Here is a 14,716-nt window from a genome sequence, read left to right on the forward strand (position 1 = left end):
TTTTTTTTTGGAATGAGTTGGTCATGATGTTTGTAAAACTTAATTTGTACACTTTACTTACCCCCAGTAATTCTGATATAGTTACTTTAGTTAAAGTCTATAAAAGTTTATAAATGGCAACCTTAAGTGTAAGAGAAGCTTTATGCACAGCAATTAGAGAAGAAATGCAAAACGACTCTGATGTGCTTATCATGGGTGAAGAAGTTGCAGAGTATGATGGTGCTTATAAAGTAACGAAAGGATTACTGAAAGAGTTTGGAGAAAACAGAGTAGTTGATACACCTATTACCGAACATGGGTTTGCTGGCCTTGCTGTTGGAGCGGCATTTGCTGGATTAAAGCCAATAGTCGAGTTTATGACTTTTAATTTTTCTATGCAAGCTATTGACCAAATTGTGAATTCCGCAGCAAAAACAAATTATATGTCAGGCGGACAACTTGGATGCCCTATAGTATTTCGTGGACCAAATGGCGCTGCAGCAAGAGTTGCTGCACAACACTCTCAATGCTTTGCATCTTGGTATTCACATATACCGGGGTTAAAAGTAATAGCACCTTACTTTGCCTCCGATTGCAGAGGTCTGCTTAAAGCTGCAATTCGTGACCTGAGTCCGGTAATATTTCTAGAAAACGAAATAGCTTACGGACATGAACATGAAGTTTCTGATTCTGAGCTATCAAACAAAGATTATCTACTTGAGATAGGCAAAGCTGCTGTTATACGGGAAGGAAAGGATGTAACTATCACTGCTTTCTCACTGAAATTAATGGATGCCTTAAATGCAGCAGATTTACTTTCGAGTAAAGGTATAGAAGCTGAAGTTATTGACCTCAGAACCTTAAGACCACTTGACACTCAAACTGTTATTAACTCTATTCAGAAGACTAATAGGTTAGTTAGTGTAGAAGAAGGATGGCCATTTGCAGGAATAGGAGCAGAGCTGTCAGCCGTTGTCATGGAACAAGGATTTGACTACCTTGATGCTCCAGTTATGCGCGTAACTGGCAAGGACATCCCCTTACCTTATGCTACAAATCTAGAAAAAAAAGCATTACCACAAGTGGAAGATATAGTTGAAGCGGTGCATCAGGTCTGTTTTAGAAAAAAATAAGTTTTAATTTCCAATACGATAAAGAAAGCAACTTATTGACAAAAGGATCTATTTCTTTTTGTCCACTCCACATTGGTCCATCAAAGAAGTATTTCCAGTGCCGCCTATACCACCCATTACTTTTGTCACAATAGTTTTAGCACCGAAAAATACAGCACAAAATACACCGAGTGCAAAAAGAGCTGGCCATGGCATTCTACCAAATATCGCAAGCAAAGCTGCACCTATTATCACTACGGTCATAAGCGGTCCACCTATTCCCCAAACGTAGCCAATAATATTACATATTACTTGAGCAGTTGTATCAGTATTAGTGTCAGCGGCAGCACTCCCAACATGAGAAAAAGAAATAAATAATACTATAAGAAAAATATTGAAAATTCTCTTGATTGTAGGGTTCATCCCTATACCTTAGATTTAGATATTGCAATTATACCTAAAATACTATAATTTTTAGTAAAACTAGCATAAAGATTGAATAACAAACGGTGCCACAAAAGTAGTTGACACACAACTGCACGAACATTGTGCTACCAGGAGGGCAATGCTTCCTTCTCCTGTCATCCAAGTGCCCTCTTTTTGTCATGAAAGTAGCTGACACTGGTTTCCATCCAAGACGGTGTCATCCAACTCCCCTGTCATCCCAGTGCTTGACACTGGGATCCAGCCTTTCTGCAATCTCATCGAAAACGTTGTAACCACTTTCTATGCTAGTTTGCTTGTGAGCAACCTGGATCCCAGTGTCAGCTACTTGGATGACAAAAAAAGGAGCACTGGGATGACAAGAAGAGGGCACTTGGATGACATCTTTATATTTAGGGCAAAAGAGGTACTTTCCGCTCATTTTTAACATTTCCTTCTTTTGCTTCATCCACTTTAGAGTCTGGTTCTTTATGTGTATCAGTCACAGATTCTTTTTCTGCTTGCATTATTTTACCTGATATGTACTCCTTAGCTTGCTTAGCGAGATCGATTACAATAACTACTCCAATTGCAGTTGCAATCGTAAGTGCTAGTGCATGTATTCCTACTGCAGGTAAGGACTCTAGTGCTGCTGATAAAGATGATAAGGAATCTACTTTACATATTGGAAAAACACCACTTGCAGCGATAAAAGCTCCAGCTATGATGTTTCCAATAAACAGTAAAAGAGAAGTTAAGAACAAGTGCTGATAATTTTCAGGCTGTTGAGACAATCCTTTCGATGTTATTGAAAGCAAAATGTAAGCTACTATTAATGGTATTATGGAAATAGCACCAACGATACCACCTACTATACCTACTACCAGAGGTGACGGAGTAGTAAGGCTTAATATAATAAGTGGGAGAGATATAATTGATAGTATTATAGAAATTACACCTACTGTTTTCAGAAGAGATAGAAATCCTTTTGAATCTAAGAGTTCTTCAATTCCCTTAAATAATATAAAGAAAACGCTTATACACATTATAGCACAAAGTATTACTGCTGCTATTTTTATTATAGCTGCTGATATAAGTGCTGCTAAATAGGCTATATCCATTATCATTTTACCACTAAACTTAATAACACTGCAATTATCACATACCATAATAAAAAAGTCAACTCTATAGCTAACCCAAGAAAGGTTTCCCACGTCATACCGCGATTCATTTGCGGTATCTCTAGATCCCGCTGCGGGATGACGGTTGTCGTTTAGCCATAAACATTAAGAAATTTACCAAATGAAAAAAAAGGCAAAAGAAGCCCCGTGGTTGGCTAATTACTTACATTATACTTTCAAGTATGGCGTTTTTTTATTCTAAATGCTTAATAACCGCGATTCAGTTGCTTTTAAACCGCAACTAATCTAAATTAGAAACATTAAGAAATTTACTAAACAGAAAAAAAGGCAAAAGAAACCCTAGGGTAGCTAGTTATTCACTATCCATTTTTTAAGTTGGCGTTTTTTTATGTTTTAAACGCTTTATAAGCGCGTTTCAGCTTATGTAGGTAGAAGTTTGATAAAGACATAAGGTGCACATAGTGCAAAAAATTAAACATGAGACGCCAGATACGTGAGTTTTTTTGTCATTTAATCTGTACAGAGAAGATAAATAAATAGCTTCACTTTCATGATAAGGGGGCTGGCAGAGTTTGTCAAGTAAGTTTTTTCGTTTCTAACGGTTGTTGCCAAAAACTATACAAGAAGTCTTTTAAGATCAATCACTTATCTTCAAGGCTTGAATAAAAGCATTCTGTGGAATATTTACGTTCCCTATAGAATGTAACCTTTTTTTACCCTTCTTTTGCTTTTCAAGTAGTTTCATTCTTCGCGTTACATCTCCACCATAGAGTTTAGCTGTTACATCTTTTCTGTATGGGTTAATCGTTTCTCTGGCAATAATTTTTCCGCCCACTGCCGCTTGAATCGCGATTTTATATTGCTGACGTGGTATTAGATCCTTCAAGCGTGCGCATATTTCACGCCCCCTTTTTTCTGCCCTACTTTTGTGAACAATACAAGCCAGTGCATCTACGGGCTCTCCATTAATTAAAAAGCTTAATTTATCTATTTGGCTTACCAGATAGCTGGAAATTTCCCAATCCAAACTTGCATATCCTTTGGAAATTGATTTTAATCGATCATAAAAGTCAAAAACAACTTCAGACAGTGGTAATTTATATCTTAACAATGCTGTTGTTGTGTTACCAATGTAAGATAAATCCTCCTGTTCTCCCCTCCTTTCTTCACATAGAGATAGAATCTCTCCCAAGTATTGGTCAGGGACCATTATGGTTGCGATAATCCATGGTTCTTCCACAATTTCAATTTTCGTTGGATCTGGCATATCACTTGGGTTATGAATATTCAAAATTTCACCACTTCGTGTTGTAACCCTATATATAACACTCGGTGCAGTTGCTGTTAGGTCTAAATCAAATTCTCTCTCGAGCCTTTCTTGAATAACTTCAAGATGCAACATTCCCAAAAAACCACAACGAAATCCATAGCCTAGTGCATTTGAAGTTTCAGCTTCGAAGGTAAAACTTGCATCATTTAAATGTAACTTCTCTAGAGCTTCCCTTAGATATTTAAAATCATCCGTTTTGTGAGGGAAAATGCTACAAAATACCACAGGATGCACTTCTTTAAATCCAGGAAGTGCTTCACTACAAGGTCTCTTTTCCTCAGTGATAGTGTCTCCTACCTTGCAGTCTGCTACTTCCTTCATTGAAGCAGTTATAAAACCAACTTCACCCGCTGAAAGTTCACCCGTCATCACTTTTTTAGGGGTGAAAATACCGATATTATCTATCTGATATGTAGCATTATTAGACATCATAACAATTCTCATGCCTTTTTTTAGCACTCCATTTTTAACTCGCACTAAAATTACTACTCCTAAGTAAGTGTCATACCAACTATCAACCAAAATTGCTTGCAATGGAGCATTTACATCACCTTGAGGAGCTGGAAGTTTTGCTACTATTGCTTCCAGTACATCTTTTATTCCAAGTCCAGTTTTTGCTGATATTAAAACTGACTCACTTGCATCAATACCGATTATTTCCTCAACCTGGAGTTTTACCCCTTCTGGATCTGCAGCAGGAAGATCAACTTTATTGAGCACAACTATTATTTCATGGTTGTTGTCAATAGCTTTATATACATTTGCAAGGGTTTGTGCTTCAACGCCCTGGCTACTATCTACCACTAAAAGTGAACCTTCGCACGCTGCTAAGCTTCGACTTACCTCGTAAGAAAAGTCAACGTGACCTGGGGTGTCCATGAGATTTAGGCAATATTGATTACCGTCGTTTGCCGTATAATTGAGTTTTACCGTCTGTGCCTTAATTGTAATCCCACGTTCGCGTTCTATATCCATTGAATCGAGTATTTGATTGGTCATTTCTCTTGCTTCAAGGCCGTTACATTCCTCTATTAAACGGTCAGCAAGCGTTGACTTACCGTGGTCTATATGCGCTATTATTGCAAAATTTCTTATGTTGTTCATTTATGGCTATTTTACTTAAGTAGAACCATTTTACATTTTAAGTGTTGTGAGGGCAATCCTTTATTAAGAGACTATTTACTCCTTCAACATAGACGACACTTTTTTCGAGCAGGAAATCACTTTATTAACCATATAGTTTTCATGATTATTATCTATTTTAGGCAACTCATATAGATAATTTACCATCATCCCGGCTGACTGACTAATACCCTTTTCAGAAGTATCCGCCATCCAGTTTAATTGTTTTATTGATGCGCCATTGCTTAAATGAAAATGCGCCACCGGGTCATAAGTATTTCCATTACTATTATTCACTTTTAGTAAATAATATGCACATAGTTTAAGCATGTATTGTTTAGTTTCATTTGTACATTCAACATTAGTTTTTAATTGCTCTGCACTTTCTAAAATTTCTGCACTAGATTGTTTTATATTTAGTTTGCCCAATAAAGTGACATCTTGGTTTAGATTGTTTTTTAGCCATTTCGTAAAGCCAGGTATTGGAGAAAGAGTTGCATATGTTTTTATACTTTTAAACTCCTGTGATAGCTTTTCTACAACCCTTTTGATCAAAAAATTACCAAGGCTGATTCCAGATAACCCTGCTTGAGTGTTTGATATTGAATAGAATATAGCAGTGCTTGCATTACTCGGATCATTTGAAGGTACTGACTCATCTAAAAGGTGTTGAATGCTATCTGCAATCTTATCCACCAATGCAACCTCTACAAAAATTAGAGGTTCGTTTGGTATCTTGTAATGAAAAAAAGCAAAACAGAGACGATCAGAATCTAGTCTGTTTTTTAGGTCGCCCCAAGAGGAAATTTTATGCACAGCCTCATATTTTATAAGTTTTTCTAACAATGATGCAGGTGAATCCCAGGTGATTTGACGAAGATCAAGTAGATCAACATCAACCCAAGTATAGAGTATATTTTTTAATTCGCTTTCTAGTGGATTCAAGCTTCTATATTGGTTCTTTAGCTTAAGCACATCAGAACGCATATCAACAATAAACTTAAGGCCTTCTGGTAAAGAAATAAATTGCTTTAATATTTTAGAACGCGGTGATTCAAGAATTTTTATTAAATCCTGTTCAAATTTATAGTTTAACTCGGGATCTTGGTTTTTCTTATACTCTCTAATTTTCTCATCTATTTCCGCTTTATTCGGATTAAATTTTTCTGCCAGGGTTTGTAGAAATTTTATTTTACCTTTCTCTGATAAGCTTAAGTACAAGTTACCAAGAGATACAGCGTTTTTACGTGCTGAAACCTCCCCTCCCTTTGGATTTAAGCACTCGTTCATCTTCAAGACTAAACTATCGATATCGCGACTGTTGCTTAAATCAGGACTGATGTTACCAATCCACGATCTTACAGCATCTGCCACTCCACCTAGTATTTTAAAAAAGCTTCTTACCGCCTTTTTGTCTTCAACTTTCACTATATCAGTTTTTACCAATGATTCTTTTGTCATAGATTCCCTTTATTATACATAGCTAATGCAAGTCAGGGTCATACCGCCGCGGTATCCCGCTAACAAGCAGCGGGATGACGAATTTGTCGTTTGTCAAATCGTCGGTAAACCCAAGTTATTTTAGCTACATATAGCTTAAGTTAAAGGAAAATTTTAGCTACATAGCAGGCACTATTACTGAATTATTAATAATTCAGTAATACAATAGACTTCTTGCACTACCTCCCAAGCCACAACTGTCATTCAGTAGAAACGAAAAAACTTGCTTGACAAACTCCGCCAGCCCCCCTATCATGAAACTGAAGCTATTGTATTTGCTTTCGCCAATCTGCAGATTAAAAGGTAAGGATTACTTAATGTATCGGCGTCTTATGTTCAATTTTTTGCAGTATATAGATACTGTATGTCTTTACAAAACTTCATCTACATCTAGATTTTTATCTAAATAAGCTGAACGCGCTTATAAAGCGTTACAAGACATCAAAAAATGCCAATACTCGACAGAGATAGTAAAAGACTAGCTAACTCGGGGATTCTTTGTCTTTTTTTCTGCTTAGTAAATTTCTTAAACATTTGCAGCGTAGGTTAGTTGCAATTAAAAGTGGCTGAATCTCGCTTGTCAAGCGTTTAAAACATAAAAAACGCCAATATTTTAAAGCGGATAATAACCACGGGGCTTCTTTTGCCTTTTTTTTCATTTGGTAAATTTCTTAATGTTTATGGCTAAACGACAACCGTCATCCCGCTGCTTGTTAGCGGGATCTATGCTTTGAGATACCGCGAATAAATCGCGGTATGACGGTGTAATGATGGTTAAGTAATTCGTCATCCCGCTGCTTGTTAGCGGGATCTCTTGTTAGCGCCGCGGTGGTATGACGTAGGATTGTTGTCATTCCGCTACTTGTTAGCGGGATCTATGTTAAGGTATAGTAGGGGATCTATGTTAAGAGATACCGCGAATGAATCGCGGTATGACGGTGTAATGATGGTTAAGTAATTCGTCATCCCGCTGCTTGTTAGCGGGATCTAGAGATACCGCGAATGAATCGCGGTATGACGGTTCGCGGCGGCGTGACGATAAGCTCGTCATCCCGCTACGTGTTAGCGGGATCTCTTGTTAGCGCCGCGGCGGTATGACGGTTCGTGGCGGTATGACGGTTAAGCAATTTGTCATCCCACTACGTGTTAGCAGCTAAGAGATACCGCGAATGAATCGCGGTATGACGGTCTGCGGCGGTATGACGGTTCGTGGCGGTATGACGGTTAAGCAATTCGTCATCCCGCTGCTTGTTAGCGGGATCTCTTGTTAGCGGATGAGATACCGTGAATAAATCACGGCATGACGTAGGATTGCTGTCATCCCGCTACGTGTTAGCGGGATCTCTTGTTAGCGCCGCGGCAGAATGACGGTTCGTGGCGGTATGACGGTTAAGCAATTCGTCATCCCACTACGTGTTAGCAGCTAAGAGATACCGCGAATGAATCGCGGTATGACGGTTCGTGGCGGTATGACGGTTCGTGGCGGTATGACGGTTCGCGGCAGTATGACGAGGGAAACCTGACTTGCATTAGCTATATCAAGCTTAAAATGTTGATAATCTTAAATTTCTTTACTAAATTATAATAATAACATAGTTTGGCCTATCAACCAAAAAGAATTAAAAGTATACCTAAGCTAATTATTATCTAAACTAATCGTTGGTTGTGCATCTTGCTCAGAGATTAGGGCAACCAACAAATTATTTATCAATTGAACCTTTTGCTTGCCATCTAATTGTAAGCTTTTGTTTTTTTCAAAATGAGCTATTACTTCCTCGACAATTCCTATTGCATTTTGCACTATATGCCTTCTTGCCGAAGTGATAGCATGTGCTTGTTGACGCCTTAACATTGCTTGTGCAATCTCGGACGAATACGCCAAATGCGATATTCTTGCTTCTGTAATCTCAATTCCTGCAATATCTAATCTTTGTTGTAACATTGACCGCAATTCATCTGAAATTTTATCAGAATTTTTACGTAAAGATTCCTCATTGCTCTCGCTGTCATACGGATAGTTACTAGCTAATTCTCTTATTACTGAGTCACTTTGTACAAAAACAAATTCGTGATAGTTGTTAACATTATAATACGCCTTTGCAGGACTGCTCACTCTCCAAACAATTACTGCAGAAATCTCTATTGGACTTCCATTTGCATCATTCACTTTTATTTTTTCTGTGTTGATATTTTGAAATTTTAGAGAAATGACATGTTTGTTTGTAAATGGGATTGTGATAAACATTCCTGGTTTAAAATAAGTTCCAATATAATGACCAAAAAATTCTATCACTCTTGATTCATTAGGATGATTGATAAAAAACCCTGTAGGTAAAATTATGAATAGGATCACGAATAGGATCACAAATGGGATTATTAATACTAAAGCAGTACCATCCATTGAAACCAGGCTATTGTGTATTAAAGCCAGAGTATCATACATCGCAAGTAGTGATAACGGTATTGCCATTAGTATTACCGCTAGTATTAATGCAGGAAAAAACCGAATTTGACTCAAATTTCTATCGTTTATCGTATTCTTATCCATATTGTCTTTAAACTTCTTTTTCACTTGAACCCTCTCTGTTGATCGTTTTATTTATCTTATTTACAAATAGTTTAAACTCTCTTAATTCATGATCAGGCAATTTTACTTTAGTTTTATGTGCTATCGTAAGCGGATCGATGTGTTTGCCGTTATATATAACTTCGTAATGTAAATGGGGTCCTGTTGCAACACCAGTGCTACCAACATAAGCGATGATCTGCCCCTGCTTTACTTTAGAGCCTAACTTTATATCGCCACTAAATCTACTTATATGCGCGTAACAGGTTGAATATTCATTTTTGTGTCTTATTTTGATGTAATTTCCATAGCCACCATTCTTTCCTATATATTCTATCACACCCTCTGCAGCAGCGTATATGGGAGTGCCAAGTTTAGCTGCATAATCCACTCCTTTGTGAAAAGCAATTTTACCGCGAACAGGATGCTTTCTATTGCCAAATTTTGAGGATATGCGATAATCTCCATTTAAAGGATTTGCAAAAATTTCGCCATTTTTTAAGCTTATTCCTTCTTTATTAAAATATCTTTCTTTGCCGTCTTGCGATTTATAATGATATAAACTAATAGCTTTCTTGTTTATTGTCAGTGAAGCATATAAAATTTTTTCTTCAGTCTTCTGATTATTAGGCAATCTCTCAAAAAGAACCTCCAATTTACTCTTCGGCACAATGTCTTTTTTAAAATCAACACCGAAATCTTTATATATGTTGATCAATTTCACCACTGTATTTGGCGCCAACCCTTCCGTGGCAAAAAAGGAAGATTTTATGGTACTGGATATGAATAACAACTTTCTATCACTTTCTGTCGTCAAAGTAGCTTTTTTTTTTCTGATTCCATGCTGGAATGGCTGTGCAAGATCTGTTGATGTTTCAGTAGCATATGCTGGTAAAATACAAAGCAATACAAATATTACCAGCCTCATAGCTTATCAACAAAAGTAAAATTACCTTCCACATACTGTACATCGTCGTTATCTTCTAGCTCTTCAACCAATGCAGATAATTTATCAATCAACTCTTTATCGCTAATTTCAATCAGATCTTTTGGCTGCCATGAAAGACGAGCAAGTTCTGGTTCTCCGAATTTTGCATAAAAGGCATCGCGTACTTTACCAAAATCTTTTATTTCACAAGTTATAACGTGTAATCCTTCTTTGTCATTTTCCTCAACATTCAATACTTCTAATTCGATTCCATGACTGAATAAATCGTCAAAATTCATACCCTCTGCTTTATAGACGATTAAGCCTACATGATCGAAAAGGTAACTAACACTTCCTGTTTCTCCTAAATTTCCACCTTTACGAGAAAAGATATAACGTACCTCAGAAGCAGTACGGTTGCGGTTATTAGTCAAGGCATGGACAATGAGTGCAGTACCAGAAGGCCCATGACCTTCATATTGTATTTCCTCGTAATTTTCTCCAGCAACGTTACCAGTTGCATTTTTTATTGCTGTTTCTATTTTATCTTTTGGTAGATTTTCCTTGCGTGCAGCAAATATAGCAGAGCGAAGGCGCGGGTTGAGTTCGGGTAGCCCTTGCTTTGCAGCAACTGCTATTTCTCTAATCAGCTTCGTAAATTTTTGAGAGCGCTTTGCATCCTGAGCACCTTTCCGGTGTTTTATATTTGAAAATTGTGAATGACCAGCCATATTCAAATAGTTAAAAACCTAATTATATATCAAAGCATAGAAAAAGCTAAAGCAAATTTTCAAGCCTCTGGCTTGGCATCTTGCAGGTTTTCTGCTAATAACATACTTTCATACTGCTCAGCTTCTAAGTCAAGGCCAAGAGCTGAATGGGCTGCTACTAAATAGTTAATAGACTTAGAAAAATATTTAGAATCCTTATAGCTTGCCATATTCTGGAAACGCTTAATTGCTGCTAAATATTCACCACGCCTCAGGTAAAATTTACCGATAGAATACTCTTTTGTTGATATATGTTCTGTGATTAATTTTGCTCTTTCCTTTATCTCGTCTACATATTCGCTGCCTGGAAAGAGATTAATGTACTCAGTGGCTAGCTCTAAAGTTTTATATGCAGTTTGCTGTCCAAGTTGCACTTTATTAATTTGCATGTAATAAGATAATACTCTTAAGTAGTATACATATGGTAAATCTTCACCATTTGAATAAACATATATATAATCAGCCATATCACTTGCAGCACTGCTATAGTTACCCATATTATAGTGAGAGACCCCAGATAATAATTTTGCTTTCATTGCCCAATAAGAAAAAGGATACAAATCCTCTATCTTATGAAATGCCCTAATAGCTTGTTTATATTTTTTCTGGTCAAAAAGTTCAACTGCTTCTTCATATAGTTCAGTTTCAGTTTTTTCAAGATCATCCGCATACGATTGTGTAAAGGAGCAAATTAGGAAAATAAAGCACGTGATTAAAGTCTTATACATAAGATTTTTTTCGATCAAAATAAAGTATAGACCTAAATATTACTTAAACAAATAAATTTCTTAGGCAATAGCCGGTCCTTCTTCTTTATAACTACGGTCAGAACTACCTGCATTTCTTGATTCACCTCGTCCTTCCACTTTTGGATCTTTCAGCGTCTTACTGTAGGAATGTATAGTTAAGACCTGTACAGCCATAAAAATTGCAATACCTACCAAGCCTAAAGTAGGTCCAACAGCAGGATTTAAGGACGATGCTAATGCTATTAACATTATCCTTCTTATTAAAAATACAGAAGAACCAGCAAGCGCCAATCCGGCTACAGATATATTGCTAGTTTTCTTGCTAGATTTCTCATCAAGATCAGACTTTTCTGTTTCCTTTTTCTTATTTTTTTCATGCTTATCAATATAAGAAACAAGAGTTGCAAGAAAAGCAATTGCATTGGCAAGAAATAAAATTGCATCCTCTGCTGCTTCAAGTGAAGATGTTTCACCCATTATCATACCTACAATAACCAGTGCAGTTGTTATAGCCTCAATATAGATCAAACACTGACCTATATCAGAAATATTGTGCTCTTTTTCCTTTACTTCCTCTCCATTTTCAATAATCTCCAACTCTCGTTCTTTTTGTGCTATCTTCCTATTATTGTAAATTAAATATAGCGTACAAATAAGAGATAAGACTGTAAAAGGTAATATAGTGTGGCTTAGCGCGCCACTTATCACGCCAAGTAATACCTGATCGCTATATGTTTTTTCCAGTTCAATCGCCATCAGCAATGTAAATGGGACCATTGTTGCCAATGATGCACATTTTCTATATAGCTCTCTTTTTTTTAGTGCTAATAGTTCTTGTTCTAGCCTTTCTCTTTTGACTTCTTTATCAACTGTTGGCCAAAAATCCCAAAAAAACTCTTCTAATGGTTCAAAATCTCTTTTTTTCTTATTCTTTCCTGGAACCTTTTTAGTAGAAGAAAATTTGCAACTAGGTATTTTCATAATATTAACCTAATTAGTTGTAAGTTAATATAATTATACACCTTTTTGCTTTCTGAGTCAATATCACTAAGATATTAACTACTCTTGTCTATTAACTATTTCCTAGGAGATTTAACCAATCTGTTTGATGCCGGCTAGGATATAATTATAGCCTGACCACACAGTTACAATAGCTGCAACCCATAAACAAATCGCACCTGTATATTGAATCATATAATAATCGTTCATTATTAGCGCTACTACAGCAACCATCTGCAAAAATGTTTTAATTTTGCCAGCTTTGCTTACAGGTAGACTAACATTTGTAGCTATCAAAAACTCCCGCAAACCCGAGACTAATATCTCCCTACAGATGATGATAATCGATGGTACTATTGTAAAATCATTTATCTTCTGCTTATAAACTAGCATAATTATCGTTGAAACCACTATTAATTTATCAGCAATTGGATCAAATAGCTTGCCAAATTTTGATTGGACTTTCCACGCACGCGCCAAGTAACCATCAAAAAAATCCGTAATGCACGCAAATACAAAGATTGATATTGTTATCAGGCCTGCATATTTATTTTCTATATAAAAACTTAATATTATTGCTGGTACTGCAAGCGCACGAGAAATTGTAAGCAAATTAGGCACGTTTTTCTTAAGCATGTAATACCATTCTACGTAGTAGGTAAACTTATACAGAAGTACACCAGAGTTCACAAGCTAATAGTTTACAATTGAACATTTATAAAAACTCCATATACTTAAAAAATACAAGCTTAAAATATAAGGATGTAATGATGAACGATGATTTAGATAGTACCACAAAACAAGAGGCACTTAATTATCACAGTAGAGGTGGTAAACCTGGTAAAATTTCAATCATGCCAACAAAACCTTTATCTACCCAGTATGATTTGTCACTTGCTTATTCCCCTGGCGTTGCAGCTCCGTGCCTTGAAATAGCTAAAAATCCTGAGGTTGTTTATGATTATACGGCAAAAAGCAACTGTGTTGCTGTCATTTCAAATGGCACTGCAGTGCTTGGACTTGGTAATATCGGTCCTCTTGCTGCAAAACCTGTCATGGAAGGCAAAGCTGTTTTATTTAAGCGTTTTGCTGATATTGATGCAGTTGATATAGAAGTTGGTACAGAAAATATAGAAGATTTTATCAATGCAGTAAGGTACCTTGGGCCAAGTTGGGGGGGGATAAATTTAGAGGATATAAGATCTCCCGATTGTTTTATAATAGAGAAACGTCTGAATGAACTGATGGATATTCCAGTGTTCCATGATGACCAGCATGGAACTGCAGTGGTTGTTGCAGCTGGTATAGAAAATGCTCTTGATATTGTCGGAAAGAAATTAGAGGACGTTAAGATCATTATGAATGGTGCTGGAGCAGCCGGTATTGCATGTTTAGAAATACTAAAGTCCATGGGCGCTAAAAATATAGTGCTGTGTGATAAGCAAGGAGTAATATACAAAGGTAGAAACGAGGACATGAATGAGTGGAAGGAAAAATATGCAATTGATACTTCCGAACGTTCTCTACTTGATACAATAAAAGGCGCTGATGTATTCATCGGACTATCTGCAAAAGATGTGTTAAATGAAGAGATGTTAAAGAGTATGGGCAAAGACCCGATTATTTTTGCTCTTGCCAATCCCGATCCAGAAGTAAGGCCTGAGTTTGCAAAATCTGTGAGGCCAGATGCAATAATTGCAACTGGTAGGTCAGATTACAACAACCAAGTCAACAACGTAATGGGTTTTCCTTATATATTTAGAGGGGCACTTGATGTACATGCAACAACAATAAATGATGAAATGAAAATTGCAGCTGCAGATGCAATAGCAAAGCTTGCCCGTGAGCCAGTACCAGGTGAGATATCTGCAGTCTATGGCGGTCGTAAAATGGGCTATGGACGTGAATATATAATACCTACTCCATTTGACCCAAGATTAATTTCTATAGTAGCTCCTGCTGTTGCAAAAGCCGCAGTTGATTCAGGTGTTGCAAGAAAGGCAATACAAGATTGGAGTAAATATGAAAATCAATTAAAATCTCGTCTTTCTAATGTTCTCAGTACGCTGAATTTACTATCTTCACATATGTAATTT

The 14,716-nt window shown here is 36.7% G+C and carries 14 protein-coding genes; 2 read left to right on the forward strand and 12 right to left on the reverse strand.

The window, feature by feature from the left end:
* The first annotated feature begins 113 nt into the window (after positions 1 to 113).
* On the forward strand, positions 114 to 1,112 hold the full coding sequence (locus tag ABWU72_RS06825) for a pyruvate dehydrogenase complex E1 component subunit beta (protein ID WP_155968509.1): 999 nt from the start codon (positions 114 to 116) through the stop codon (positions 1,110 to 1,112).
* 48 nt (positions 1,113 to 1,160) lie between these two features.
* Here ABWU72_RS06825 and ABWU72_RS06830 read toward each other — a convergent pair whose 3' ends face one another.
* The 12 genes from ABWU72_RS06830 to pgsA form a co-directional block, all read right to left on the reverse strand.
* Positions 1,161 to 1,514 (reverse strand): TrbC/VirB2 family protein, encoded by a 354-nt coding sequence (locus tag ABWU72_RS06830; protein WP_155968511.1) that lies wholly within the window; start codon positions 1,512 to 1,514, stop codon positions 1,161 to 1,163.
* Between the two features lie 220 nt (positions 1,515 to 1,734).
* Positions 1,735 to 1,956: a hypothetical protein gene (locus ABWU72_RS06835; RefSeq protein WP_353284001.1), complete on the reverse strand. Its 222-nt coding sequence runs from the start codon at positions 1,954 to 1,956 to the stop codon at positions 1,735 to 1,737.
* On the reverse strand, positions 1,928 to 2,683 hold the full coding sequence (locus ABWU72_RS06840; RefSeq protein ID WP_155968513.1) for a hypothetical protein: 756 nt from the start codon (positions 2,681 to 2,683) through the stop codon (positions 1,928 to 1,930). The genes ABWU72_RS06835 and ABWU72_RS06840 overlap by 29 nt, the downstream gene beginning before the upstream one ends.
* Positions 2,684 to 3,293: 610 nt before the next feature.
* Positions 3,294 to 5,090 carry a translation elongation factor 4 gene (lepA, locus tag ABWU72_RS06845; protein ID WP_353284002.1) on the reverse strand — a complete coding sequence of 599 codons (1,797 nt, stop codon included), beginning with the start codon at positions 5,088 to 5,090 and terminating at the stop codon, positions 3,294 to 3,296.
* Positions 5,091 to 5,165: 75 nt separating this feature from the next.
* Positions 5,166 to 6,569: a malonyl-CoA decarboxylase gene (locus ABWU72_RS06850; RefSeq protein ID WP_015588958.1), complete on the reverse strand. Its 1,404-nt coding sequence runs from the start codon at positions 6,567 to 6,569 to the stop codon at positions 5,166 to 5,168.
* Positions 6,570 to 7,090: 521 nt separating this feature from the next.
* Entirely contained in the window at positions 7,091 to 7,267 is a 177-nt protein-coding gene (locus tag ABWU72_RS06855) for a hypothetical protein (RefSeq protein ID WP_155968519.1), read from the reverse strand.
* 977 nt (positions 7,268 to 8,244) lie between these two features.
* Positions 8,245 to 9,156, reverse strand: a complete 912-nt coding sequence (locus tag ABWU72_RS06860; protein WP_155969550.1) for an SPFH domain-containing protein — start codon at positions 9,154 to 9,156, stop codon at positions 8,245 to 8,247.
* Positions 9,157 to 9,163: 7 nt separating this feature from the next.
* Positions 9,164 to 10,102, reverse strand: coding sequence for a M23 family metallopeptidase (locus ABWU72_RS06865; protein WP_155968521.1), 939 nt, complete (start codon positions 10,100 to 10,102; stop codon positions 9,164 to 9,166).
* Complete coding sequence (locus ABWU72_RS06870) at positions 10,099 to 10,833, reverse strand: YebC/PmpR family DNA-binding transcriptional regulator (RefSeq protein ID WP_155968523.1); 735 nt, start codon at positions 10,831 to 10,833, stop codon at positions 10,099 to 10,101. Before ABWU72_RS06870 ends, ABWU72_RS06865 begins: the two co-directional genes overlap by 4 nt.
* Before the next feature lie 59 nt (positions 10,834 to 10,892).
* Positions 10,893 to 11,600, reverse strand: coding sequence for an outer membrane protein assembly factor BamD (locus ABWU72_RS06875; RefSeq protein WP_155968525.1), 708 nt, complete (start codon positions 11,598 to 11,600; stop codon positions 10,893 to 10,895).
* A gap of 60 nt (positions 11,601 to 11,660) precedes the next feature.
* Positions 11,661 to 12,602, reverse strand: coding sequence for a hypothetical protein (locus ABWU72_RS06880; RefSeq protein WP_155968527.1), 942 nt, complete (start codon positions 12,600 to 12,602; stop codon positions 11,661 to 11,663).
* A 111-nt stretch (positions 12,603 to 12,713) separates the two neighbouring features.
* Positions 12,714 to 13,256 (reverse strand): CDP-diacylglycerol--glycerol-3-phosphate 3-phosphatidyltransferase, encoded by a 543-nt coding sequence (pgsA, locus tag ABWU72_RS06885; protein ID WP_155968529.1) that lies wholly within the window; start codon positions 13,254 to 13,256, stop codon positions 12,714 to 12,716.
* Between the two features lie 134 nt (positions 13,257 to 13,390).
* On the opposite strand from pgsA, the gene ABWU72_RS06890 reads away from it, so the two are divergent.
* Complete coding sequence (locus tag ABWU72_RS06890) at positions 13,391 to 14,713, forward strand: malic enzyme-like NAD(P)-binding protein (protein WP_155969552.1); 1,323 nt, start codon at positions 13,391 to 13,393, stop codon at positions 14,711 to 14,713.
* The last annotated feature ends 3 nt before the right edge of the window (positions 14,714 to 14,716 follow it).

The sequence above is a fragment of the Wolbachia endosymbiont (group A) of Lypha dubia genome, assembly GCF_964028575.1.
GTDB lineage: Bacteria > Pseudomonadota > Alphaproteobacteria > Rickettsiales > Anaplasmataceae > Wolbachia > Wolbachia pipientis.